This is a genomic window from Streptomyces litmocidini (assembly GCF_014649755.1).
Classification (GTDB): Bacteria; Actinomycetota; Actinomycetes; order Streptomycetales; family Streptomycetaceae; genus Streptomyces; species Streptomyces litmocidini.
In genome coordinates, this window is sequence record NZ_BMTQ01000004.1 from 320001 (window position 1) to 342996 (window position 22996).

Here is a 22996-nt window from a genome sequence, read left to right on the forward strand (position 1 = left end):
AGTGGCCCTGAACACGCCGGAAGCCCCGTCCGGACAGAGGTTCGGACGGGGCTTCGGGCGTGCCGCGGGTCCGGGTCGGGACCCGGCGGGGACGGCCGGGCGGACCCTAGCGCTCGATCTCCTCGAACGCCGCCTCCCACTGGTCGAGGACGTGCGGCAGCGCCAGGTGCGCGACGTGCTCGCGGCCGGCCCTGCCGTACCGCAGGCGCATCTCGTCGTCGTCCATCAGCTCGCCGAGCGCGGCGGCGAGCCCCGGCACGTCGGCCGGCGGCACCAGGGTGCCGGAGACGCCGTCCGCGACGAGCTCCCGGACTCCGCCGGAGACGTCGAAGCTCACGCACGGCACGCCGCAGGCGGCGGCCTCGGCCAGCGCCATCGGCCGGCCCTCGCGCTCACTGCTGATCGCGACGACGGACAGCTCGCGGTAGGCGGCGGCCATGTCCTGCGCCGTGCCGCGGAAGACGACCTGGTCGGCGACGCCGAGGTCCTCGGCCCGCATCCGGAGCTCGCCCTCCAGGGGGCCCTCGCCGAAGAGGTGCAGCTCCCAGCCCTCGCGGCCCTTGTGGGCCTGCGCGAAGGCCTCGATCATGCGGTCGTACCGCTTGATCGGGTCGAGCCGGCCGACCGCGCCGATCTTGCGGGTGTCGAGCGGGGCCAGCTCGTCCGGGAAGAACGGCAGCGGGTTCGGCATGACCCGCACGTTCGGCACGCGCTGGTTGACGAACTCGACCGCGTCGCCCTCGGAGAGCACCAGGGTCTGCTCGAGCGCCGGGTAGTGACGGCGGATCAGGCCCAGGTTGGCGCTCCGCTTCGCCTGCGCGAAGGACTCGTGGTACTGCCCGATGCCCTTGAGGTGACGCCACTTCAGCGGCATGACCCAGTCGACCGCCCACGGCGAGCCGAAGACGATGTAGCCGTCCTCGACCTGGGCCAGCTTCCGCTCGAACTCCGCCCGCGCGTTGTCGCGGTCGGCCCGGGCGCGGCGGGCCTCGGCGCGCCGCGCCAGGCTCATCCGGTCGCCGACCGTGCGCACGGGCGGCTTGGGCTCGGAGGGGGCCGGGTAGAGCGTCGAGTGCCGGTACGCGCGCGTGGCGTTGTACGGGAACGGCTCGGGGCTCGGCCGGATGCCGATCAGCTCGACGCGGTGACCGCGCTCCCCCATGCCCTGGGCGAGGGTGTGCAGCACCCGCTGGGATCCGCCCATCGAGTCGACGTCGATGCCGACGAAGAACACGTTGCGGACGGGGGAGGCCTCAGTCATGGGTGCCGCCTTCGAAAAAAGCATCGACCACCATCTTGCTGGCGTGGCCGGTCTCGTACGAGCAGAACATTTCCTGGAAGCGCGCGTACCGCTCGGCGTGGCGCTCCTGGGTGCCCTCCAGGTCCCGCACGGCGGCGGCGAGGTCCTCGGTGGTCGTCAGCATCGGGCCGGGCGCGATCTCTTCGAGGTCGTAGTACGTGCCGCGGTCGCCGCCCTTGTACACCTCGTAGTCGTCCGTGTAGAGCAGGATCGGACGGCCGGTGTTGGCGTAGTCGAACATCAGCGACGAGTAGTCCGTGAGGACCGCGTCCGAGGCCAGCATCACGTCGTTGATGTCGGCGTAGGAGGAGCCGTCGCGCAGGAAGTGGCCCAGCTCCGGAGCGATCTTGAACCGGTCGTACGGGTGGGTCCGCACGACGACGATCCACTGGTCGGACAGGAGCGGGGCCAGCGCCTCCAGGTCCACCCGCACCGACTGTCCGGTGCGGCGGGCCGCGTCCCGGAACGTCGGGGCGTAGAGCAGGACCTTCTTGTCGGCCGGGATGTCCAGGGCCTCGCGGACGGCGGCGGCCCTGGCCTGCTGCTCGGGCTCGGCCCAGCGCACCAGCACGTCGTTGCGCGGGTAGCCGGAGCGGATCAGGTCGGCCGAGACCTCGAAGGCCGGGACGAAGGTCCGCTCGAACTCGGCGCTGGGGCAGACGAGGGCGTCCCAGCGGCCGACGGCGGCGCGGAAGCGCCCCTTCTCGATCTCCGACGCGCCGCGCAGCGAGGGCACGTCGAAGCCCATCGCCTTGAAGGTCTGGCCGTGCCAGGTCTGGAGGTACCGGGTGCCCTTCGGCTTCGGGTACAGGTACGGCAGGTTGTGCGAGTCGACCCAGTAGGTGGCACGGGCCAGCGCACGCCCGTAGGCGAAGCTTCCGCGCTTGACGAGGGTGACGTCCTCCGGGAAGGACGAGCGGTCGCCGGAGTACGACCAGACCACGTCGATCGGGAGGTTGCGGCGCTTGAGCTCCTCGTAGACGTAGCGCGGGCTGTCCGCGTAGCCGCGGCCCTCCAGCGCCTCGAACACGGCGAGCGGACGCTTGCGGCGCGGGAGCTTGGACACGGCGTCGTACGCGCTGGCCTTGCCCTCGTTGCCGACGAGGATCTTCCTGACCTTGCCGACCTTGCCCTTGGCCTTGCGGGCGACGGGGCCGAGGGGTTCGAGGGACTTCAGGACGCCGGACCGCTGCCAGGTCACCTCGAGGCGTCCGGCACCCTTCTGCTCCGCCTTGACGCGGAGGTGGTGGATGCCGAACCTGTGGTACGTGACGGTGGCGCGGAAGTCCGGCTGGTCGTGCTCGGCCAGCAGGATGTCCGTGCGGCGGGCGCCGTCGCGCTCCAGGGCGACCACCGGGTGGCGGCGGGTCGCCACGCCGACCTTGCCGACGGGCACCTTGCGGAAGTCGAGCGCGGCCTTGGAGACGTACTGCCCCTCGCCCTGGGGGCGGAGGTCCAGCGGCACCGTGAGCGGCGTCTTGTGCGCGGCGAGCTTGACCGAGGCCTTGGTGTCCTCGGTGATCAGGCCGGCCGGGTCGTACGTGTGGATCTCCAGGTGCAGGACCGGTCCCCGCATCGACACGGACGTCAGCTCGTGCCGGATGCGGCCGGTGGCGAGCACCTGCTCGCGCATGTACCACTCGCTGATGTCCAGCTCGCGGCGGCTCACGTCGTCGGCGGGGGCGACGGCGCCCCAGTAGGTGGCGTCGTCCTCGTCCGTCACGAAGCGCGGGGCGAGCTGCGGCCGGCCCAGCTGGCGGGCGGCGACGGGGAGTTCCTCCAGGCGGCCGGTGCGCAGCAGGTGGATGCAGATGCGCTCCTCGCGGGAGAGCCGGGCGTAGGTCTCGTCGGAGATCTCGTCCAGGTACGGGTTCACCACGTCGGCGAACTCGGCGATCCATTCGAGGTCACGGAACGGCAGGTCGCCCAGGTAGAGGCGGAAGTCGTGGCGGAGGAACTTGTAGTCCTTCTCCGCGCGCAGCTCCCCGCGGCCGTTCTCCTCGAACCAGGTGTCGATGAGCCGGGCCACGCCGATGCGGTCCGCGACGTTCTGGATCTTGTGCCGGCTGGAGGAGATGGAGACGCTCTCCGGCGCGAGGCGCCAGGTGTAGACCGACCACGGGACGACGGCGAAGGACTCCGCGAGCGTGAAGGCCTGCGCGGAGAACAGCTGGTCCTCGTAGTGGATGCCCTCGGGGAAGGCGAGGGCGTTGTCCCGGATGAAGGCGGTCCGGTAGAGCTTGTTCGTCGACAGGTGGTCGAAGAAGTACTCCGGCGCCTCGGCGATGCCGTTGACGACCCGCTTCTCGGTGAAGAGGTGCGGGTACCAGAGGCCGGTGGTGTTCGACTCCTCGAACAGGCGGGTCACCTCACCGGTGACGAAGTCGACCCCGGTCTCCTCTGCGACGAGGAGCAGGCTCTTGCAGGCGTGGCGGGGCAGCTCGTCGTCGCTGTCCAGGAACATGATGTGCGGGGCGCGGGCGACCGCGATGCCGCGGTTGCGGGGCGCGCTGCAGCCGCCGCTGTTCTGCTCGAGCCGCACGTAGCGCACGCGCGGGTCGGCAGCTTCCAGAGAACGCGCGACACGCTCGGTGCCATCGGTCGAACAGTCGTCGGCGATGATCACTTCGAGGTTGTTCAGGGTCTGGTCGAGCACGGACCGGACCGCTCGCGGGAGCCGTTCCTCATCGTTGTACACGATGATGACGACGCTCACATCAGGGACGTCGCTAGTCGGCATCCAAGTCCTCTCACAAATGCGGCCGGCGAGATCTGGCACGCGTTCCGGCCAGGCGCGGCGCTGCCTGCGCCATGGTCGATGACGCGGTACCGCCTTCGATGGTGAAGGGTGTCGCCCCTCACATGTTCGACGAGCGCCACCCGGCGACCGGAAAGACTACCCGGCAGGAGGAATTGTTTCATACCTGCCCACCCGGGCCTTCGGTGATGTTCACCGCATCGCAAACAGCCTCTTGAAGCGGCCGGAGACCACCTGGCGCGCGCCGACCGCGCCGCCCGCGAAGCGGAGGACGAGCCCCCGGCGCGCCGAGGCCACGACCTGGACGAGCAGCACCCGGCCCAGTCGCCCGAGGACCATTCCGCGCCGTCCCGCGAACCCCTGCGGGGCCCTGACCTCGGCCTCCCCGGTCGAGCCGTCCGCGTACCGCAGTTCGGCACGGAGCGACCAGGCGGCGAGCCGGCCCGCGCGGAGCAGCTTCGCGGTCGGCAGCGAGACGGTGGCCGTCCAGCCCTCCTCCGTGGGGAGCAGCGGCGCGTCGAACGACAGCTCCGCCGCCGAGACCCGCTCCGTGAACACCACACGGACGGCGGTGGGCCCCAGTTCGGCGACCCGCCCGTAGAGCTCGTGGACGGTCAGGGTCAACCGGGTCGACGCCCCGACGGTCACGGCACCGTCCACCGCCACGGGCAGCCGCGCGGGCGCGAGTTCCGCGAGGCCCTCCAGGGGGACGTCGGCGGGCGCGGCGGACAGGACCGGAGCACCGTCCCCGGCGCGCGGGTAGGGCGGAACGAGCCGGGGCAGGGGCGCGGCCAGTTCGACGAACCGGGCCGCCTCCGGCCCCTCGGGCACGGCGGGGAGGGCCGCGAGCCCGGCGTGCAGCCAACGGTTCGGAGCCTGGGCGGCGGTGACCGCTGCGGCCTCGAAGCCGGCCAGGTGCGCGCGGGTGGCCGTCCACCAGTCGGCCCGGTAGGCGGCGGTCCGCTGCGGCAGCTCGCGCAGGTACATGGGGAGGTCGTAGTCGAGGAACTTCGTCTGCGCGGCCCGGGCCAGCGCGGGCCGTCCCGCCGCGCGGAACACCTCGACGACGGCGGCGTGCGCGGCGATCCGGTGCTCCCAGTTGGCGAGGGAGGCGCGGCGCAGCGAGATCGACAGGGTCGCGGCCTGCCGCCGCACGTGCCACACGTACACGGGCACGTCGGTGACGGCGAGTCGGGGGGCGGCGGCCTGCACCCGGGCGCTGAAGACGAAGTCCTCGTAGTGGAAGGCCCCGTCGGGGAAGCGGATGGCATGCCGGTCGAGGAAGTCCCGGCGGTAGAGCTTGTTGACGGAGAGGGTGTCGAGGACGAACTCCGGATGGTCCTCGATGCCGTCGAGGACGGTGCCGGGGAGCGTGGCTCCCTGGGAGGCGTCGTACAGCGAGGGGGCCCAGACGGTCTCGCGGCCCTCGGGGAGCTCGCGCCGCACGCAGATCCCCGCGACGACGTCGGCGCGCTGCTCGGAGGCGACGGCGAGCAACCCGTCGACGGCGCCGGGCACCAGCAGGTCGTCGCTGTCGAGGAACAGGACGTAGGGGTGGACGGCGGCGTCGATGCCGTCGTTGCGGGGGGTGCCGCAGCCGCCGCTGTTCTCCCGCCGGACCAGCGGGCGCACCCGCGGGTCGTCGGCGAAGCCGGCGAGGACCTCGGCCGTGTCGTCCCCGGAGGCGTCGTCGACGACGACGACCTCGCCGACCGCCTCGCCCTGCGCGAGCGCGGAACGGACGGCGTCGCCGACGTGTGCCGCGTCGTTGTACGCGATGACGACGACACTGACGCGCGCGGCGGCCTGCGGCCGGGGGGTCTCACTCACCCGTGAATCCTACGTGGCCCCCGGACGACCCCAGGGGGCCCGCACCCGGACGGGACCGGCCGGGCACCCCTGGGGTGCCCGGCCGGTGACCGCCGACGGACGGCCGGCCCGCGCCCTCGGAAGGGACGGGCCGGCGCGGGAGACCCCGCGTCGGCCCGCTCTCCGGAACGGGTCGGACCCGCTGGGCCGAACTCGCTTAGAACGGGTCGAACTCGTCGTACTCGCGCTGCGCGTCGTCGTGCTCCGCCTGCTTGTCGCGGCGGCGCTGCGCGGCCGGACGCGGGGCCTCCAGGCGGTGGTCCTCACCGCGGCGGCCGAGCATCTCGGCACCCGCCATCATGGTGGGCTCCCAGTCGAAGACGACCGCGTTGTCCTCGGAGCCGATCGCGACGCCGTCGCCCGCGCGGGCACCGGCCTTCATCAGCGCGTCCTCGACGCCGAGGCGGTTGAGGCGGTCGGCCAGGTAGCCCACGGCCTCGTCGTTGTTGAAGTCGGTCTGGCGGACCCAGCGCTCCGGCTTCTCGCCGCGCACCCGGTAGACCTCTTCGTGCTCGTCGTACGTGACGGTGAAGCCCGTGTCGTCGACGGCCTTCGGGCGGATGACGATCCGGGTCGCCTCCTCCTTCGGCTTGGCCGCGCGCGCCTCGGCGACGATGCCGGCGAGGGCGAAGGAGAGCTCCTTCAGACCCGTACGGGCCACGGCGGAGACCTCGAAGACCTGGTAACCGCGCTCCTCCAGGTCCGGGCGGATCATGTCCGCGAGGTCCTGGCCGTCCGGGATGTCGATCTTGTTGAGGACGACGATCCGGGGCCGGTCCTCCAGGCCGCCGTACTGCTTGAGCTCCTCCTCGATGACGTCGAGGTCGGTGACCGGGTCGCGCTCGGACTCCAGCGTCGCCGTGTCGAGGACGTGGACGAGGACGGAGCAGCGCTCCACGTGGCGGAGGAACTCCAGGCCGAGGCCGCGGCCCTGGCTGGCGCCCGGGATCAGGCCCGGCACGTCGGCGATCGTGTAGACGGTCGAGCCGGCCGTGACCACGCCGAGGTTCGGGACGAGCGTGGTGAAGGGGTAGTCCGCGATCTTCGGCTTGGCGGCCGACAGGACGGAGATGAGCGAGGACTTGCCGGCGCTCGGGTAACCCACGAGGGCCACGTCGGCGACGGTCTTGAGCTCCAGGACGATGTCCCGCGCCTCGCCGGGCTCGCCGAGGAGGGCGAAGCCGGGGGCCTTGCGGCGGGCCGAGGCCAGCGCGGCGTTGCCGAGGCCGCCGCGGCCGCCCTGTCCGGCGACGAAGGTGGTGCCCTGGCCGACCAGGTCGGCGAGGACGTTGCCCTTCTTGTCGAGGACGACGGTGCCGTCGGGAACGGTCAGGACCAGGTCCTGGCCGTCCTTGCCGGAGCGGTTGTCGCCGGCGCCGGGCTGCCCGTTGGTGGCCTTGCGGTGCGGGGAGTGGTGGTACTCGAGGAGGGTGGTGACGGACTGGTCGACGACCAGGGTCACATCGCCGCCACGGCCGCCGTTGCCGCCGTCGGGGCCGCCGAGCGGCTTGAACTTCTCCCGGTGTACGGAGGCGCAGCCGTGGCCTCCGTTACCCGCGGCGACGTGCAGCTCGACGCGGTCCACGAAGGTGGTCATGGTTCTGTGCCTCCAGAGAATTACGGGTGGAATGTCTATCTGGTAACGCGCGAAAGGCGGACCTTCTTCCCTTCCGGGAAGTGAGGTCCGCCTCCGCAAAGAGTTCCGATCAGGCGACCGGAACGATGTTCACGACCTTGCGGCCACGGTGGGTGCCGAACTGCACCGAACCGGCCTGCAGGGCGAACAGCGTGTCGTCGCCGCCACGGCCGACGCCCGCGCCCGGGTGGAAGTGGGTGCCGCGCTGGCGGACCAGGATCTCACCCGCGTTGACGACCTGACCGCCGAAGCGCTTCACGCCGAGCCGCTGGGCATTGGAGTCGCGCCCGTTCCGGGTGGACGATGCGCCCTTCTTGTGTGCCATGTCTCAGTCCCTCTTACTTCGCAGCCGCGGGGATACCGGTGACCTTGATCGCCGTGTACTGCTGACGGTGACCCTGGCGACGGCGGTAGCCGGTCTTGTTCTTGTAGCGCAGGATGTCGATCTTGGCGCCCTTGTGGTGGTCCACGACCTCGGCCGTGACCTTGATGCCGGCCAGGACCCACGGGTCGCTGGTCACGGCGTCGCCGTCGACAACGAGCAGGGTCGAGAGCTCGACCGTGTCGCCAACCTTGGCGGTGGAAATCTTGTCAACCTCAACGATGTCGCCGACAGCAACCTTGTGCTGGCGACCACCGCTGCGCACGATGGCGTACACGCGGATCTCTCTCTCACTCGGGATCGAAACCTCTGAAGCCAGCCGCTCACACGGGCCCGGGGGCCCGTGGCGTTCCGGAATCGGACGAGCGGCCTCTCCCGACGGGCGGGAGGGAGGTGCTCAGAGGTGCGGCGCGTCGTCAGACACGCCGACGGTCTAGGTTACGGGCGGCTGCCACAGGGGGTCAAATTCGCCCGTGCGGTGCGGGCCGCCTCCCCCCGCGGAGGGGGGAGGCGGCCCGCACCGGCCGGTCAGTCCTGGGCCGGGGCGGCGGTCTTCTCCGCCGCCTTCTTGGCCGTGGCCTTCTTGGCGGTGGTCTTCTTCGCCGCGGTCTTCTTGGTCGCCGCCGTCTTCTTGGTGGCGGCCTTCTTGGCCGTGGCCTTCTTCGCGGTCTTGCGCGCGGCCGTCTTCTTGGCCGGCGCGGCCTCCGCCCCGGGCTCGGCCGGCGCCTCGGCGGGCTCGGCCGGAGCCGTGGTCACCACGACGACGGCCGCCTCCTCGGCGCCCGCGGGCGAACCCGCGGGAGCGGTGGCCTTGCGGACCACCCGGCGCCGGGCGCGCGGCGGGGCGGCCACGGGGGCCTCCTCGACGGCGGGCTCGGCGACGGCCTCGGCGGCCGGCTCGGCCACCGGCTCCGGCGCCACGACGGGCTCCGGCTCCGGAGCGGGCTCGGCGGCCACGGGCTCGGCGACGATCTCGGCGGGCGCGTCCGTGGTCGAGACGACCGGGGACGTCACCCGGCGAGTGGCACGGCGACGGCCGCGCGGCGCCGGGGCGGCGGTCTCCTCGACCACCGGCTCGGGCTCCACGACCGGCTCGGGCCCGGCGACCGGGGCGACGGGCTCGGCGGCGGGCGCCGGCTCGAAGTCCACGGCGTCGGTCTCCACGACCGGTGCCGGCGTCGAGACGACCGGGGCGGACACCCTGCGGGTGGCGCGACGGCGGCCACGGCCGCGCGTGGCGGCGGCCTCCGCCTCGGCGGCGGAGCCGTACAGCTCCTCGTCCGGGGCGATCGGGACCGGCACGGCCACCGGGGCGGCCAGCTCCGCGGCGACCTCGGCCTCGGTCTCGCCCTCGGCCTCCGCCGTCTCCGGCTCCACGGCCTCGGCGTGCTCGTGCTCGTGGACGTGCTCGGCTCCGCGGCCGCGCTTCTTCGAGCGCTTGCCGCCGCCACCGCCACCGGCGGTGGCCGGCTGCTCCATGTGCACGATGACGCCGCGGCCGTTGCAGTGGACGCAGGTCTCGGAGAAGGACTCCAGGAGGCCCTGGCCGACCCGCTTGCGGGTCATCTGGACCAGGCCGAGCGAGGTGACCTCGGCCACCTGGTGCTTGGTCCGGTCCCGGCCCAGGCACTCCAGGAGGCGGCGCAGCACCAGGTCGCGGTTGGACTCCAGGACCATGTCGATGAAGTCGATGACGACGATGCCGCCCAGGTCGCGCAGGCGCAGCTGGCGCACGATCTCCTCGGCCGCTTCGAGGTTGTTCCTCGTCACGGTCTCCTCGAGGTTGCCGCCCTGGCCGGTGAACTTGCCGGTGTTGACGTCGACGACGACCATCGCCTCGGTCTTGTCGATCACCAGCGAGCCGCCGCTCGGCAGCCAGACCTTGCGGTCGAGCGCCTTCATCAGCTGCTCGTCGATCCGGTACGTCGCGAAGACGTCGACCTCGCTGGTCCACTTGGACAGGCGGTCGGCCAGGTCGGGCGCGACGTGCGAGACGTACCCGTGGATGGTCTCCCACGCGTCGTCGCCGCTGACGATGACCTTCGAGAAGTCCTCGTTGAAGATGTCGCGGACGACCCGGACGGTCATGTCCGGCTCGCCGTAGAGCAGGCTCGGCGCGGACGTCGAGAGCTGGGCGGCCTTCTTCTGGATGTCGGCCCACTGCGCCTGCAGGCGCTCGACGTCGCGGCGCAGCTCGTCCTCGCTCGCGCCCTCGGCGGCGGTGCGCACGATGACGCCCGCGTCCTCGGGGACGATCTTCTTGAGGATGGTCTTCAGACGGGCGCGCTCGGTGTCCGGGAGCTTGCGGCTGATGCCGGTCATCGAGCCCTCGGGGACATACACGAGGTAGCGGCCCGGCAGGGAGACCTGGCTGGTCAGACGCGCGCCCTTGTGACCGATCGGGTCCTTCGTGACCTGCACGAGGACCGACTGGCCGGACTTGAGGGCGGACTCGATGCGGCGCGGCCCGTTGGCCATGCCGAGCGCCTCGAAGTTGACCTCACCGGCGTACAGGACGGCGTTGCGGCCCTTGCCGATGTCGACGAAGGCGGCCTCCATGGACGGCAGCACGTTCTGGACCTTGCCCAGGTAGACGTTGCCGACGTACGAGGTGGCCTGCTCCTTGTTGACGTAGTGCTCCACGAGCACGTTGTCTTCCAGGACGCCGATCTGGGTGCGCTCGCCGTTCTGGCGGACGACCATGACGCGCTCGACGGCCTCGCGGCGGGCGAGGAACTCGGCCTCGGTGATGATCGGGACGCGGCGGCGGCCCTGCTCGCGGCCTTCGCGGCGGCGCTGCTTCTTGGCCTCCAGACGGGTCGAGCCCTTGATGGACTGGACCTCGTCGGACGGCTCGGCCTTCTCGCGGGCCGGGCGGGGCTCACGGACCTTGACGACCGTGCGGACGCCGTCCTCCTCGGCCGGCTCGACGTCGGCGGAGGCGTCCCCGCTGCGACGGCGGCGACGGCGACGGCGACGGGAGCTGCTGGAGCCGCCGGCGTAGCCCTCGGCCTCCTCCGACTCCTCCTCGCCCTCTTCGGCCTCCTCGGTCTCGTCCTCGGCGTGCGGCTCCTCGCCCTCCTCGGTCTCCTCGACCTCGGTGAGCTCGCCGCGGCGGCGGCGACGGCCGCCACGGCGGCGACGGCGGGACGGACGGTCCTCGTACTCGTCCGTCTCCTCGGCCTCCTCGGCCTCCTCGATCTCGTCGGCGGCGGCCTCGACCTCGGGCTCGTCGGCGACGGTGGCCGGGACGGGCTCGACGGCGACGGGCTCGCCGCGGCGGCGACGGCGACGGCGGGAACCGGTCTCGGCGCGCTCGGCGGGCTCGACGGCCTCCGCGACCTCGGCCGTCGCAGCGGTCTCGACGGCCTCGTCCTCCTCCGGCTCCTCCGTGTGGACGGCGGCCGCCGCGGCGGCGGTCTCCGGCGTCTGGAACATGGGCTCGGCGAAGACCGGGGCCTGGAAGACGGGAACGGCGGGGCGCGCGGCGCGGCGCGGCTCGCGGGCCGGGGCCGGCTCGGAGGTGAACTGCGGCGAGGTGGCGCGGCGGCGGCCGCGGCCACGGGTGGCGGCGGTCTCGGCGGCGGCGACCTCGGCCTCGTCGGCGGCGATCTGCTCGACGGTGGACTGGGGCAGCGACTCACCGGTGGCGGCCGGCTCGGCGGCCGGCTCGGGCGAGGTGGCCTTGCGGGTGGCGCGGCGGCGGGTGCGGGCCGGCGGCGCGGCCTCGGGCGCCTCCTCCACGGCCTCGGCGACCGGAGCGGCGGCCTCGGCGACCGGCTCGGCGACCGGGGGCGCGGCCACGGTCTCCTCGGCGGCGGCCGGGGGGCCGGCCGGAGCGGTGGCCTTGCGGGTGGCCCGGCGGCGGGTGCGGGCCGGCGGCGCGGCCTCGGGCGCCTCCTCCACGGCCTCGGCGACCGGAGCGGCGGCCTCGGCGACCGGCTCGGCGGCCGGCTCGGCGGCGGCCGGAGAGGTCACCGGCGCGGTGGCCTTGCGGGTGGCCCGGCGGCGCGGGCGGGCGGGGGCGGCCTCGGGGGCCTCCTCGACGGCCTCGGCCGCGGGGGTCCCGGCCGGCTCGGCGGCCGGCTCGGCCGCGGTCTCCACGGCGGGCGCGGTGGCCTTGCGGGTGGCCCGGCGGCGCGTGCGCGGCGCGGGGGCGGCCTCGGCCTCGGCGGGGGCGGCCTCCACGGCGGGGGTCTCGACGGCCGGGGCCTCGGCGGGCGCCGTGGTCTCGGCGTCGGCGGTCGCGCCCGTCACCGGCGGACCGGCGGGGCGGGAAGCGGCGCGGCGCCTGCGGCGCGGCGGCAGCTTGTCACCGGGGGCGTTGGTGTCTTCGTTGGACTCGAGCATGCGGGGTTCTCCCGTCACGCTCCCGGGCGCCGCGCCTGGTTCCGGTCCGGCGGCACGATCGCGCCTGTGGCGCGGTGCCGCCGTCCGGGGCGCGGGCGCCGCACGGGAGCTCTGTGTCTGGCTCGCCGGTTCCGTACGCCCTGTGCGGACGGCCTGGCGAAAGTCTTCTGGTCAGTGCGCTGCCCGACCCAGGTGGCTCCCGAGTGCCAGGGCGGCGCTACGACGACCGCTCCCTACGCGGTACCGGCACCCGGCGCCGTCGCCGGGGCGGTCGCGGCGGCCGTGGGTGAAGCGGCCGTGACTGCCTCGCGGTCGGGCGCGAGCGGGTCGGTCACCGTGCCGGACTCCTCGTCGAAGAGCCCCTGCGCCAGCCTGGTCACCGCAGCGGGGACCGGCGGCGCCAGGTCGGCCACAGCTCGGAGACCGGACAGGACGTCGTCGGGTCGAACGGCAGGTGTCACGTGCCGAACAACCAGGCGCAGTATCGCACAGGCGCTGTCCAGCGGCCTATCACCCTGGGGATCGCCCTGGTGACGGGCTGCCGTCAGCTCGGTGACGGCGGAACGGGCGTCGAAGGTGCGGACTCCGTTCTTGGTCTTGCGCTGTACTTCCACGGTCTCGGCCGCGAGAAACGCCTCGACGGCCTTCTCGGCGTCCTCGACGGCGACGCCCTCCAGGCGCAGCTCCCACACGGAGGCGGTGAGCCGGTCGGCGAGGCCCGAGGTCCGGGCCTCCACGGCGTCGGTGATGTCGAGGCCGGCCGGGAGGGACTCGTCGAGCAGGGCCCGCAGGGTCTCCGGGTCACGCGGCTCGGTGAGCGCGATCTCCAGGTACTCGGCCTCGGAGCCCGTGCCCGTCGGGGCGGCGTTGGCGTACGACACCTTGGGGTGCGGGGTGAAGCCCGCCGAGTACGCCATGGGCACCTCGGCACGGCGCAGCGCACGCTCGAAGGCGCGCTGGAAGTCACGGTGGCTGGTGAACCGGAGGCGGCCGCGCTTGGTGTAGCGCAGTCGGATGCGCTGCACCGCCGGTGCGGGCGGCGGGCCTTCGGGCTGTCGCTTGCCCAGTGGTTCTTCTCCTCGGTGCGGGGCGGACGCGGGTGGCGCTCCGCCCGGAAGCTCGGGGGACGCCCCCTGGGCGGCCCGCCCGGATCACCCCCGCGTCCTGCGGGGAGATCTCGGGGCGGGCGCGGCGCCGGGGACGTTCGTCGTACTGCCCAGGGTACGCGCCCCCGCCGCCTCCGGTTCTCCGGACTCGGTCAGCGGGGCCCGCCGAAGAGGGCGAGGCGCACCTCACGGGCGGCGGCGCGGACGGCGCGCCCGACGGAGGCGAGGGGCGCCCACACCCAGGTCCGCAGCCAGTGGCCGACGGGCGTGAGGACCACCCGGTACGTCCAGGCGAGGGGGCGTCCGATCGCGTTCCACAGCACCCAGCCGACGGCGCGTCCGAGGGCCCGGGAGATCAGGCCCCCGATCCGCCAGGCCCAGGCGATCGCGGCGCCGACCCCCCGGCCGACGGGGGCGAGCACGTACCGCCAGAGCCAGGTCAGCGGGGTGACGAGCAGCAGGTCGACGACCCACCGAACGGCTTTGGCGACGGGCAGGAGGACCCAGCGTCCGAGCCACTTGAGGGGCGTGACGACTAGCAGGTCGACCACCCACCAGAGGGCCCGGCCGACCGGGGCGAGGACCCACTCCCACAGGAACCGCAGCGGGACGACGACGAGGTGGTGGATCAGCCGGCCGAGGGCCCGCCCGAGCGGGGCGAGCACCCAGCGCCACAGCTGCTTCAGACAGTGGGCCAGGACGTCCCAGACCAGCCGGACGGGCAGGACGATCACCAGGGCGATGGCCCGCGCCACTCCCGTGAGACAGCCCGCGGGCTCGTTCGGGGGCTGCGACCTGGTGTTCTCCGTGTTCATGCCGGAAATGACGCGACGGCCCGGCAAAGGGTTTCCCCTTCGCCGGGCCGTCACCCAAGCGTTACTGGTTGACGACCGTCAGCGGCAGCAGCTTCTTGCCGGTCGGGCCGATCTGGATGTGCGTGTCCATCTGCGGGCAGACGCCGCAGTCGAAGCACGGGGTCCAGCGGCAGTCCTCGACCTCGGTCTCGTCGAGGGCGTCCTGCCAGTCCTCCCAGAGCCAGTCCTTGTCGAGTCCCGAGTCCAGGTGGTCCCAGGGCAGGACCTCCTCGTAGGTGCGCTCGCGGGTGGTGTACCAGGCGACGTCCACGCCGAAGTCGGGGAGCGTCTTCTCGGCGCAGGCCATCCAGCGGTCGTACGAGAAGTGCTCGCGCCAGCCGTCGAAGCGGCCCCCGTCCTCGTACACCGCGCGGATGACCGCGCCGAGGCGGCGGTCGCCGCGGGAGAGGAGTCCCTCGACGATGCCGGGCTTGCCGTCGTGGTAGCGGAAGCCGATCGAGCGGCCGTACTTCTTGTCGCCGCGGATCTTGTCGCGGAGCTTGCGCAGGCGCTCGTCCGTCTCCTCGGCCGACAGCTGCGGGGCCCACTGGAAGGGGGTGTGCGGCTTGGGCACGAAACCGCCGATGGAGACGGTGCAGCGGATGTCGTTCTGGCCGGAGACCTTGCGGCCCTCGGCGATCACGTTCATCGCCATGTCGGCGATCTGCAGCACGTCCTCGTCGGTCTCCGTCGGCAGGCCGCACATGAAGTACAGCTTCACCTGGCGCCAGCCGTTGCCGTAGGCCGTGGAGACCGTGCGGATGAGGTCCTCTTCCGAGACCATCTTGTTGATGACCTTGCGCATGCGCTCGGAGCCGCCCTCGGGGGCGAAGGTGAGGCCGGAGCGGCGGCCGTTCCTCGTGAGCTCGTTCGCCAGGTCGACGTTGAACGCGTCGACGCGGGTCGAGGGGAGGGACAGGCCGACCTTGTCGTCCTCGTACCGGTCCGCCAGGCCCTTCGCGATGTCGGCGATCTCGGTGTGGTCCGCGGAGGAGAGGGAGAGGAGGCCGACCTCCTCGAAGCCCGTCGCCTTGAGGCCCTTCTCGACCATCTCGCCGATGCCGGTGATGCTTCGCTCCCGCACGGGGCGCGTGATCATGCCGGCCTGGCAGAAGCGGCAGCCGCGGGTGCAGCCGCGGAAGATCTCGACGGACATGCGCTCGTGGACGGTCTCCGCGAGCGGGACGAGGGGCTGCTTGGGGTAGGGCCACTCGTCGAGGTCCATGACGGTGTGCTTGGAGACGCGCCACGGCACGCCGGAGCGGTTCGGCACGACGCGGCCGATGCGGCCGTCCGGCAGGTACTCCACGTCGTAGAACGCGGGGATGTACACCGCGCCGGTCTTCGCGAGGCGGAGGAGGACCTCCTCGCGGCCGCCGGGGCGGCCCTCGGCCTTCCACTGCCGGATGATCTCGGTCATGTCGAGGACGGCCTGCTCGCCGTCGCCGATGATCGCCGCGTCGATGAAGTCCGCGATCGGCTCGGGGTTGAAGGCGGCGTGGCCGCCGGCGAGCACGATCGGGTGGTCGACGGTCCGGTCCTTCGACTCCAGCGGGATGCCCGCCAGGTCCAGGGCCGTGAGCATGTTCGTGTAGCCGAGTTCCGTGGAGAAGCTCAGGCCGAAGACGTCGAACGCGCCGACGGGGCGGTGGCTGTCCACGGTGAACTGCGGCACGCCGTGCTCGCGCATCAGCTCTTCGAGGTCCGGCCACACGCTGTAGGTGCGCTCGGCGAGGACGCCCTCGCGCTCGTTCAGCACCTCGTAGAGGATCATGACGCCCTGGTTGGGCAGGCCGACCTCGTACGCGTCCGGGTACATCAGCGCCCAGCGGACGTCAGCGCTCTCCCAGGGCTTGACCGTGGAGTTCAGCTCTCCACCGACGTACTGGATCGGCTTCTGCACGTGCGGGAGCAGAGCTTCGAGCTGCGGGAAGACAGACTCGGCAGCAGACATCTCGAACCTTCGTGAGCTGGCAGGGGGGCGACTCTCAAGCGTACCCCGGTGCTCAGCGGGTCAGAGCCGCCGTGAGCTCCGGGGCCGAGGCGCGGGCCCAGGCCCCGGGCAGTTCCCGCTCGGTCGCGTCGGCCGCCGCCTCCTCCCGGCCGTACAGGAGTCCCCAGGTGAAGGCCGATTCGCCGACGCCGTGGGCCATGATCCCGAACTCCCTCAGGGCGGCCCGGGCGACCACGGCGTCCTGGTGTTCGCCGAGGAGGGACTGGACGGCCTTGACGCGTTTCGAGAGCCGCTTGGCGGGTTTGCCGAGAGCGGGGCGGGCGGCGTCGGCGGCGTAGCGGGCGCGTTTGGCTGCCTTGCGGGCCTCGTGGAGGGCGAGGTCGCGCTCGTGGCCGGGGCTGAGGGAGAGGGCGTGCTCGATCCGGCCGCCGAGGCGGTCGTGGTCCTTGCGGACGGCGCGGGAGAGGACCGGGCGGGCGTCGCGGCGGGCGGCCTTGCGCAGCGGCGGGCCGGCGAGGAGCGCGTCGAGGGTGTCGAGGAGGGTGAGGTAGCGGGCGGAGTCGAGGGCGGTGAGGACCTGGTGCCGGGCGTTCCTGGCGAGGGCGGCGTCCCGGCGGCGCAGCCGGGCCTCGACGGGGCCGAGGACGAGGGTGGGGGGCAGGTCGGCGACGCGGGCGCGCAGGCGTGCGTCGAGGACCTCCTGGTCGCGGGCGACGCCGAGCTCCCCGGCGAGCCATTTCAGCTCGTCGCCGACGGGGTCGGTGACATGCCGGTCGAGGACCTTGCGGTAGGTCTTGAAGGCGCTGCGCATCCGGCGGCAGGCGACGCGCATCTGGTGGACGGCGTCGGGCAGGTCGCGGCGTACGGCGGGGTCGAGCGCGACGATCGCGTCGGCCTGTTCGCGCACGTAGGCGAGGACGGCGGCGCCGGCGGTGCCGGGCTTCCCTGCGGCGGGGGCCGTCCGGGGCTCCGCGCCGGTCTCCGCGAGGGCCCGGGCGAGCTTGGACGGTGACGCGGAGGGGTGGACGCCGGCCTTGCGGAGGCGTTTCTCGACGGCGTCGAGGAGGGCCGGGTCGATGTCGTCCGCGAGTTCGACCTCGATCTCGGTCCAGGTGGCCACCGTGCCTTCGGGCAGGCGTTCGGCGTGGACGGTGTCGACGGAGAGTTCGGCGAGGAGGGCGCCGCCGGCGTCGAGGAGGTGGCGGACGTCGCGCGACGAGCGGAGGCGGACGGCCGGGACGATCTCGGCGTCGCGGACGCGGGAGCGCAGGAGCCCCGCGAGCTCACCCGGCGGGGTGTCGCTCAGCGGGGCCCTGATCTCGTCGCGGACTCCGGCGGTGACGGGGAACTTCACGTGCCAGCCGGCGTCGCTTCCGCCGGTGCGGCGGCGGAGGGTGACCGCGTCGGCCGCCAGCCGGAGGTCCGGGGTGTCGTAGTAGACGGCGTCGAGTTCCACGACGCCCCGGTCCACGACCTCGGAGACTCCGGGGACGCGGGAGAGGTCCGGTACCGGAGTCCCTCCGGTGGCTTCGTACTTCCGCTCGATCTCGCGTTTCGTCTCGGCCATACCTCGCATCTAACCGCGTCCGCCGCCGTCATGCCGTCATGCCGTCATCGGGCGTTGCACGCGGATCGACTGGAGCAGTCCGATGGCCACCCACACGGCGAACATCGACGAGCCGCCGTAGGAGACGAACGGCAGCGGGAGGCCGGCGACCGGCATGATGCCGAGCGTCATGCCGATGTTCTCGAAGGACTGGAAGGCGAACCAGGCGATGATGCCGGCCGTGACGATCGTGCCGTAGAGCTCGGTGGTCTCGCGGGCGATCCGGCAGGAGCGCCAGAGGATGACGCCGAGGAGGACGAGGATCAGGCCGGCGCCGACGAAGCCGAGTTCCTCTCCGGCCACCGTGAAGACGAAGTCGGTCTGCTGTTCGGGGACGAACTGGCCGGTGGTCTGCGAGCCCTTGAAGAGGCCGGCGCCGAGGAGGCCGCCGGAGCCGATGGCGATGCGGGCCTGGTTGGTGTTGTAGCCGACGCCGGCGGGGTCGAGGTCGGGGTTGGCGAAGGCGGCGAAGCGGTTGATCTGGTACTCGTCGAGCATGCCGAGCGCGGTGACGAGGAACGCGCCGACGACGCCGGCGCCGATGAGGCCGAGGACCCAGCGGTTGGAGGCGCCGGAGGCGAGCAGCACGCCCAGCACGATGACCGCCATGACCATGACCGAGCCGAGGTCGGGCATCAGCATGACGATGCCCATGGGGAGGGCGGCCAGGGCGAGGGCCTTGGCGACGGTGCGGTGGTCGGGGTGGAGCTGGTCGCCGGCGTCGACCTTGGCGGCGAGGAGCATCGCCATGATCAGGATGATCGTGATCTTCACGAACTCGCTGGGCTGGAGGGAGAAGCCGCCGCCGATGACGATCCACGCGTGGGCGCCGTTGATGGTGGCGCCGAGCGGGGTGAGGACGGCGAGGATCAGCACGATCGAGAGGCCGTAGAGCATCGGCACCGCGCCGCGCAGGGTGCGGTGGCCGAGCCAGATCGTGCCGATCATCAGGGCGAGGCCGATGCCGGTGTTGAGCAGGTGCCGGAAGAGGAAGTAGTACGGGTCGCCCTGGTTGAGCTCGGTGCGGCCGCGGGTGGCGGACCAGACGAGCAGCGAGCCGACGCCGGAGAGGGCGAGCGCCGAGAGCAGTATCGGCCAGTCGAGCCGGCGGAGCACCGAGTCGCGGGCGGTCAGCCTGGCGAGGGTGCCGCGCTCGGGTGCGTACCGGGAGACGGAGAAGCCGTGGGGCGCGGTCATCTGTTCAGAGCCTCCCGCGGGCGGCGGGCGGGCCCGCCAGCTGCTGGTCGTCGTCCGGCTTCCTGGTGGGCGTCACGGGGTCGGCCGGCGGGGCCGGCGGCTGGGTGTCGTCGACCTTCTGCTTCGTCTCGTCGACCTTCTGCGCCTCCGGGTCGTACGGCTTGATCTTCGGCGCGTCGATGGAGCCGTCGGCCTCGATCCTGGGGAGGGACTTCTGCGGCTGCGGCAGCAGGGCCCGCTTGAGGTCCTGGTTGCCGGCGTCGTCGAGTCCGTAGAGCGCGTCGTAGATGTTGCGCACGGCGGGGCCGGAGGCGCCGGAGCCGGTACCACCCTGGGAGATCGTCATGACGATCGCGTAGTCCTTGGTGTACGTGGCGAACCAGGAGGTCGTCTGCTTGCCGTAGACCTCGGCGGTACCCGTCTTGGCGTGCATCGGGATCTTGTCCTGCGGCCAGCCGACCTGGGCGAAGCGCCAGGCGGCGGTACCGCGGGTGGCGACTCCCGCGAGGGCTTCGTCTATCAAGTCGCGGGTGGCGGCGTCGAAGGGGAGCCTGCCGTGCGACTTGGGCGCGATCTCCTTCACCCTCTTGCCGTCGGGGCTGATGACGGCCTTGCCGACGGTGGGGTTCCACAGGGTGCCGCCGTTGGAGATGGCGGCGTAGATGGTGGCCATCTGGATGGGGGTGACGAGGGTGTCGCCCTGTCCGATGGAGTAGTTGACGGAGTCGCCGGCGCGCATCAGGTTGCCCTCCAGGCAGTTCTCGTACGAGAGCTGCTGGACGTAGGTGCCGCCCTTCTTGCCGTACTTGCACCACCAGTCCTTGTTGGCCTCCCAGAACTTCTGCTTCCACTGGCGGTCGGGGACGCGGCCGGAGACCTCGTTGGGGAGGTCGATGCCGGTCTCGGCGCCGAGGCCGAACTGGTGGGCGGTCTTGTAGAACCAGTCCCCCGGGTTCTTCTTCGGCTTCATCCCGCCGTCCTTGATCCACTGCTGGTGGGCGAGGGCGTAGAAGACGGTGTCGCAGGAGACTTCGAGGGCGCGGCCGAGGCTGATGGGGCCGTGGTTCTGCGATTCGAAGTTCTTGAAGACCTGGTTGCCGATGGAGTACGAGCTGGTGCACGGGTAGCGGCCGTCGAAGTCGTAGCCCGCCTGGACGGCGGCGGCGGTCGAGACGACCTTGAAGATGGAGCCGGGGGCGGCCTGGCCCTGGATGGCCCGGTTGAGGAGCGGGAAGTTGGAGTCCTTGCCGGTGAGGGCCGCGTAGTCCTTGGCGGAGATGCCGCCGACCCAGGCGTTGGGGTCGTAGTCGGGCTGCGAGGCCATGGCGACGATGCGGCCGGTCTTGGCCTCCATGACGACGACGGCGCCGGCGTCGGCCTTGTAGTTCTCGTTGGTGTTCCGGTCGAAGGTCTTGCGGGCCTCGACCATCGCGTTGTGCAGCTCCCACTCGGCGACCGCCTGTACGCGGGCGTCGATGGAGGTGACGACGTTGGCACCGGGCACGGCGGGGTCGTTCTTGGCCTGGCCGATGACGCGGCCGAGGTTGTCGACCTCGTAGCGGGTGACGCCGGCCTTGCCGCGCAGTTCCTTGTCGTACGTGCGCTCCAGGCCGGAGCGGCCCACCATGTCGGAGCGCAGGTACGGCGACTCGGTGTCCTTGGCCTTCTCGATCTCCTGGTCGGTGACGGGCGAGAGGTAGCCGAGGACCTGGGAGGTGCGGGCCTTGCCGGGGGCCGGGTAGCGGCGGACGGCGGTGGGTTCGGCGGTGATGCCGGGGAAGTCCTCGGCGCGCTCGCGGATCTGGAGGGCCTGCTGGGTGGTGGCCTCGTCGGTGACGGGGATCGGCTGGTAGGGCGAACCGTTCCAGCAGGGCTTGGGCGTCTTGGAGTCGCAGAGCCGGATCTTGTTGATGACGTCGACGGGCTTCATGTCGAGGACGTCGGCGAGCCGGGTGAGGACGGCCTTGCCCTTGTCCTTCATCTTCATCAGGTCGGTGCGGGACGCGGAGACCACGAGCCGGGTCTCGTTGTCGGCGAGCGGGACGCCGCGGGCGTCGAGGAGCGAGCCGCGGACGGCGGGCTGCACGACCTGCTGGACGTGGTTGTTCTTCGCCTCGTCCGTGTACTCCTTGCCGTTGCGGATCTGGAGGTACCAGAGCCGGCCCCCCAGGGTGAGGAGCAGGGAGAAGACGAGGATCTGGATGACGACGAGCCGGATCTGGACCCGGGGGGTCCGCCCGGTCTCGGGAATGTTGCTCATGCTGCCGGTGCCCCCTCGGTCACAGTCGCTCGGCTCCCTTGATGCGTCCGTCCCCGGTCACAGTCGCTTGACTCCCTTGATGCGTCCGGCGCGTGAGGCGCGGCTCCGTGCGGCCTTCACCCGCAGGCCGCCGCGCTGGGTGCCGATGCTCAGGCCGGTGCCGGAGGAGAGCCAGCCGGAGGCGACGTCGGCGCCGTTGCCGCCGCCGGTGTCGGCGAGCGGGTCGTTCTCGGCGCGGCGGGCGAGGGCCATGATGAGCGGCACCGTGAAGGGCGCCAGGAGCAGGTCGTACACGGCCGCGGTGAACAGCAGGAACCCGAGGCCGACATGGCGGGCGGCGGTGTCGCCGACGAGGGCGCCCACGCCCGCGTAGAGGAGCGTGGAGCCGACGGCCGCGGCGACGACGACGGCCATGGGGCCGGTCGCCGAGGTGAGCCGGCCGTTGTCCGGCTTCGCGAGGCCCACGAGGTAGCCGATGACGCAGAGCACGAGGGCGTAGCGGCCGGCGGCGTGGTCGGCGGGCGGGGCGAGGTCGGAGAGGAGGCCGGCGGTGAAGCCGATCAGGGATCCGCTGACGGGCCCGTACACGAGGGCGAGGCCGACGACGGTGAGGAGGACGAGGTCGGGGACGGCGCCGGGGAGCTGGAGGCGGGCGAGGACGGAGACCTGGACGACCAGGGCCACCACGATCAGGGCGGCGGAGAGGAGGATCCGGTTGAGCTTCACGGTGTGGCGTCCCCCTGGTCCTGCTGCGTCTGCTGGTTCTGACCGTCGTTCGGCTTCTGCTGTCCGTCCGGTGGTGCCGTCGGGGTGACCGTGACGGTGACGGTCGGGGCGGGCTTGGGCTTCTGCGGCAGGACCATGTCGCGCGGGTCGGACTGCGGGGCCCGGACGACGACGCCGACGATGTCGAGCTTGGTGAAGCCGACGTACGGGCGGACGTAGACGTTGCGGGTCAGGCCGCCGCCCGACGGGTCGACGCGGACGACCTCGCCGACCGGGACGCCGGGCACGAAGGGCTTGTCGGCGCGCGAGCCGAAGGTGACGAGCCGGTCGCCGGGCTTGACCTTGGCCTTGCCGTTGAGGAGCTGGACCAGGAGCGGGCTGTCGCCCTGGCCGGTGGCGAAGCCGAGTTCGTCGCTCTTCTCCATGCGGGTGCCGACGGTGAAGTCGGGGTCGTTGGCGAGGAGGACGGTGGAGGTGGAGGGGCCGACGGTGGTGACGCGGCCGACGAGCCCCGCGCCGTTGAGCACGGTCATGTCGCGCGTGATGCCGTCGCGGGCGCCGACGTCGATGGTGACGGTCCAGGAGAAGCCCTGGGCCGCTCCTATGGCGATGACCTGGGCGCCCTTGATGCCGTACTGCCCGGCGCCGGCGGTCTTGAGCATGGAGTCGAGCTCGCGCAGCCGGTTGCGGTTGCGGTCGTCGCTGCCGAGCTTCGCCTTGAGTTCGGCGTTCTCCTTCTCCAGCGCGGCGATCCGGGTGTGCCGCTCCCCGGAGTCCCGTACCGCGCCTATGGCGTTGCCGACGGGATCGACGGCGGCCGCCACACCGTTCTCGACCGGCCCGAAGACCGCCGCTGCGGCCTGTCGGGCACCGTCGACGGGTGACTCCTGGCCGCCGCGGATGTCCACCGTGATCAGTGCGAACGCGATGGCGATCAGCAGCACCAGGAGCAGCCGGCTCTCTCGTGTGTCCCTCACGTGCGGCGGCCGTGCCTTTCC

General features: G+C 72.4%; 15 protein-coding genes. All 15 read right to left on the reverse strand.

Translation table 11 applies throughout. The features are described from left to right. Positions 1 to 106 precede the first annotated feature (106 nt). The 15 genes from IE180_RS11090 to mreC all read right to left on the reverse strand — a co-directional run bounded on the left by IE180_RS11090 (position 107) and on the right by mreC (position 22975). On the reverse strand, positions 107 to 1261 hold the full coding sequence (locus IE180_RS11090) for a glycosyltransferase (protein WP_190156640.1): 1155 nt from the start codon (positions 1259 to 1261) through the stop codon (positions 107 to 109). Then, complete coding sequence (locus IE180_RS37150) at positions 1254 to 4040, reverse strand: bifunctional glycosyltransferase/CDP-glycerol:glycerophosphate glycerophosphotransferase (protein ID WP_190156641.1); 2787 nt, start codon at positions 4038 to 4040, stop codon at positions 1254 to 1256. The genes IE180_RS11090 and IE180_RS37150 overlap by 8 nt, the downstream gene beginning before the upstream one ends. 210 nt (positions 4041 to 4250) lie before the next feature. Beyond that, a complete protein-coding gene (locus IE180_RS37155; RefSeq protein WP_190156642.1) occupies positions 4251 to 5888 on the reverse strand; it encodes a glycosyltransferase family 2 protein in 1638 nt (545 codons plus the stop codon). Positions 5889 to 6084: 196 nt separating this feature from the next. Next, positions 6085 to 7524, reverse strand: coding sequence for a GTPase ObgE (gene obgE, locus IE180_RS11105; RefSeq protein WP_190156643.1), 1440 nt, complete (start codon positions 7522 to 7524; stop codon positions 6085 to 6087). 109 nt (positions 7525 to 7633) lie between these two features. After that, a complete protein-coding gene (gene rpmA / locus IE180_RS11110) occupies positions 7634 to 7888 on the reverse strand; it encodes a 50S ribosomal protein L27 (protein WP_010041940.1) in 255 nt (84 codons plus the stop codon). A gap of 13 nt (positions 7889 to 7901) precedes the next feature. Then, complete coding sequence (gene rplU, locus IE180_RS11115; RefSeq protein WP_015033583.1) at positions 7902 to 8222, reverse strand: 50S ribosomal protein L21; 321 nt, start codon at positions 8220 to 8222, stop codon at positions 7902 to 7904. A gap of 251 nt (positions 8223 to 8473) precedes the next feature. After that, positions 8474 to 12295 carry an Rne/Rng family ribonuclease gene (locus IE180_RS11120; protein WP_190156644.1) on the reverse strand — a complete coding sequence of 1274 codons (3822 nt, stop codon included), beginning with the start codon at positions 12293 to 12295 and terminating at the stop codon, positions 8474 to 8476. A 233-nt stretch (positions 12296 to 12528) separates the two neighbouring features. Further along, entirely contained in the window at positions 12529 to 13320 is a 792-nt protein-coding gene (locus tag IE180_RS11125; RefSeq protein WP_190156645.1) for a TIGR03936 family radical SAM-associated protein, read from the reverse strand. Positions 13321 to 13553: 233 nt separating this feature from the next. Then, positions 13554 to 14216 (reverse strand): hypothetical protein, encoded by a 663-nt coding sequence (locus tag IE180_RS11130; RefSeq protein WP_190156646.1) that lies wholly within the window; start codon positions 14214 to 14216, stop codon positions 13554 to 13556. Between the two features lie 61 nt (positions 14217 to 14277). After that, a complete protein-coding gene (locus tag IE180_RS11135; RefSeq protein WP_190156647.1) occupies positions 14278 to 16209 on the reverse strand; it encodes a TIGR03960 family B12-binding radical SAM protein in 1932 nt (643 codons plus the stop codon). Between the two features lie 52 nt (positions 16210 to 16261). Further along, positions 16262 to 17776, reverse strand: coding sequence for a CYTH and CHAD domain-containing protein (locus IE180_RS11140; protein WP_190156648.1), 1515 nt, complete (start codon positions 17774 to 17776; stop codon positions 16262 to 16264). Between the two features lie 36 nt (positions 17777 to 17812). Further along, positions 17813 to 19012: a rod shape-determining protein RodA gene (rodA, locus tag IE180_RS11145; protein WP_190156649.1), complete on the reverse strand. Its 1200-nt coding sequence runs from the start codon at positions 19010 to 19012 to the stop codon at positions 17813 to 17815. Between the two features lie 4 nt (positions 19013 to 19016). Then, entirely contained in the window at positions 19017 to 21272 is a 2256-nt protein-coding gene (gene mrdA / locus IE180_RS11150; protein WP_190156650.1) for a penicillin-binding protein 2, read from the reverse strand. 57 nt (positions 21273 to 21329) lie between these two features. Further along, positions 21330 to 21998 carry a rod shape-determining protein MreD gene (mreD, locus tag IE180_RS11155; protein ID WP_190156651.1) on the reverse strand — a complete coding sequence of 223 codons (669 nt, stop codon included), beginning with the start codon at positions 21996 to 21998 and terminating at the stop codon, positions 21330 to 21332. Continuing rightward, on the reverse strand, positions 21995 to 22975 hold the full coding sequence (gene mreC, locus IE180_RS11160; RefSeq protein ID WP_190156652.1) for a rod shape-determining protein MreC: 981 nt from the start codon (positions 22973 to 22975) through the stop codon (positions 21995 to 21997). The genes mreD and mreC overlap by 4 nt, the downstream gene beginning before the upstream one ends. Between the last annotated feature and the right edge of the window lie 21 nt (positions 22976 to 22996).

Excerpts from the sequence above, each read along its gene's own strand:
- IE180_RS11090 (WP_190156640.1), bottom strand. The coding sequence starts at position 1,261 with ATGACTGAGGCCTCCCCCGTCCGCAACGTGTTCTTCGTCGGCATCGAC.
- IE180_RS37150 (WP_190156641.1), bottom strand. The coding sequence starts at position 4,040 with ATGCCGACTAGCGACGTCCCTGATGTGAGCGTCGTCATCATCGTGTAC.
- obgE (WP_190156643.1), bottom strand. The coding sequence starts at position 7,524 with ATGACCACCTTCGTGGACCGCGTCGAGCTGCACGTCGCCGCGGGTAAC.
- rpmA (WP_010041940.1), bottom strand. The coding sequence starts at position 7,888 with ATGGCACACAAGAAGGGCGCATCGTCCACCCGGAACGGGCGCGACTCC.
- IE180_RS11120 (WP_190156644.1), bottom strand. The coding sequence starts at position 12,295 with ATGCTCGAGTCCAACGAAGACACCAACGCCCCCGGTGACAAGCTGCCG.
- IE180_RS11130 (WP_190156646.1), bottom strand. The coding sequence starts at position 14,216 with ATGAACACGGAGAACACCAGGTCGCAGCCCCCGAACGAGCCCGCGGGC.
- IE180_RS11135 (WP_190156647.1), bottom strand. The coding sequence starts at position 16,209 with ATGTCTGCTGCCGAGTCTGTCTTCCCGCAGCTCGAAGCTCTGCTCCCG.
- IE180_RS11140 (WP_190156648.1), bottom strand. The coding sequence starts at position 17,776 with ATGGCCGAGACGAAACGCGAGATCGAGCGGAAGTACGAAGCCACCGGA.
- rodA (WP_190156649.1), bottom strand. The coding sequence starts at position 19,012 with ATGACCGCGCCCCACGGCTTCTCCGTCTCCCGGTACGCACCCGAGCGC.
- mrdA (WP_190156650.1), bottom strand. The coding sequence starts at position 21,272 with ATGAGCAACATTCCCGAGACCGGGCGGACCCCCCGGGTCCAGATCCGG.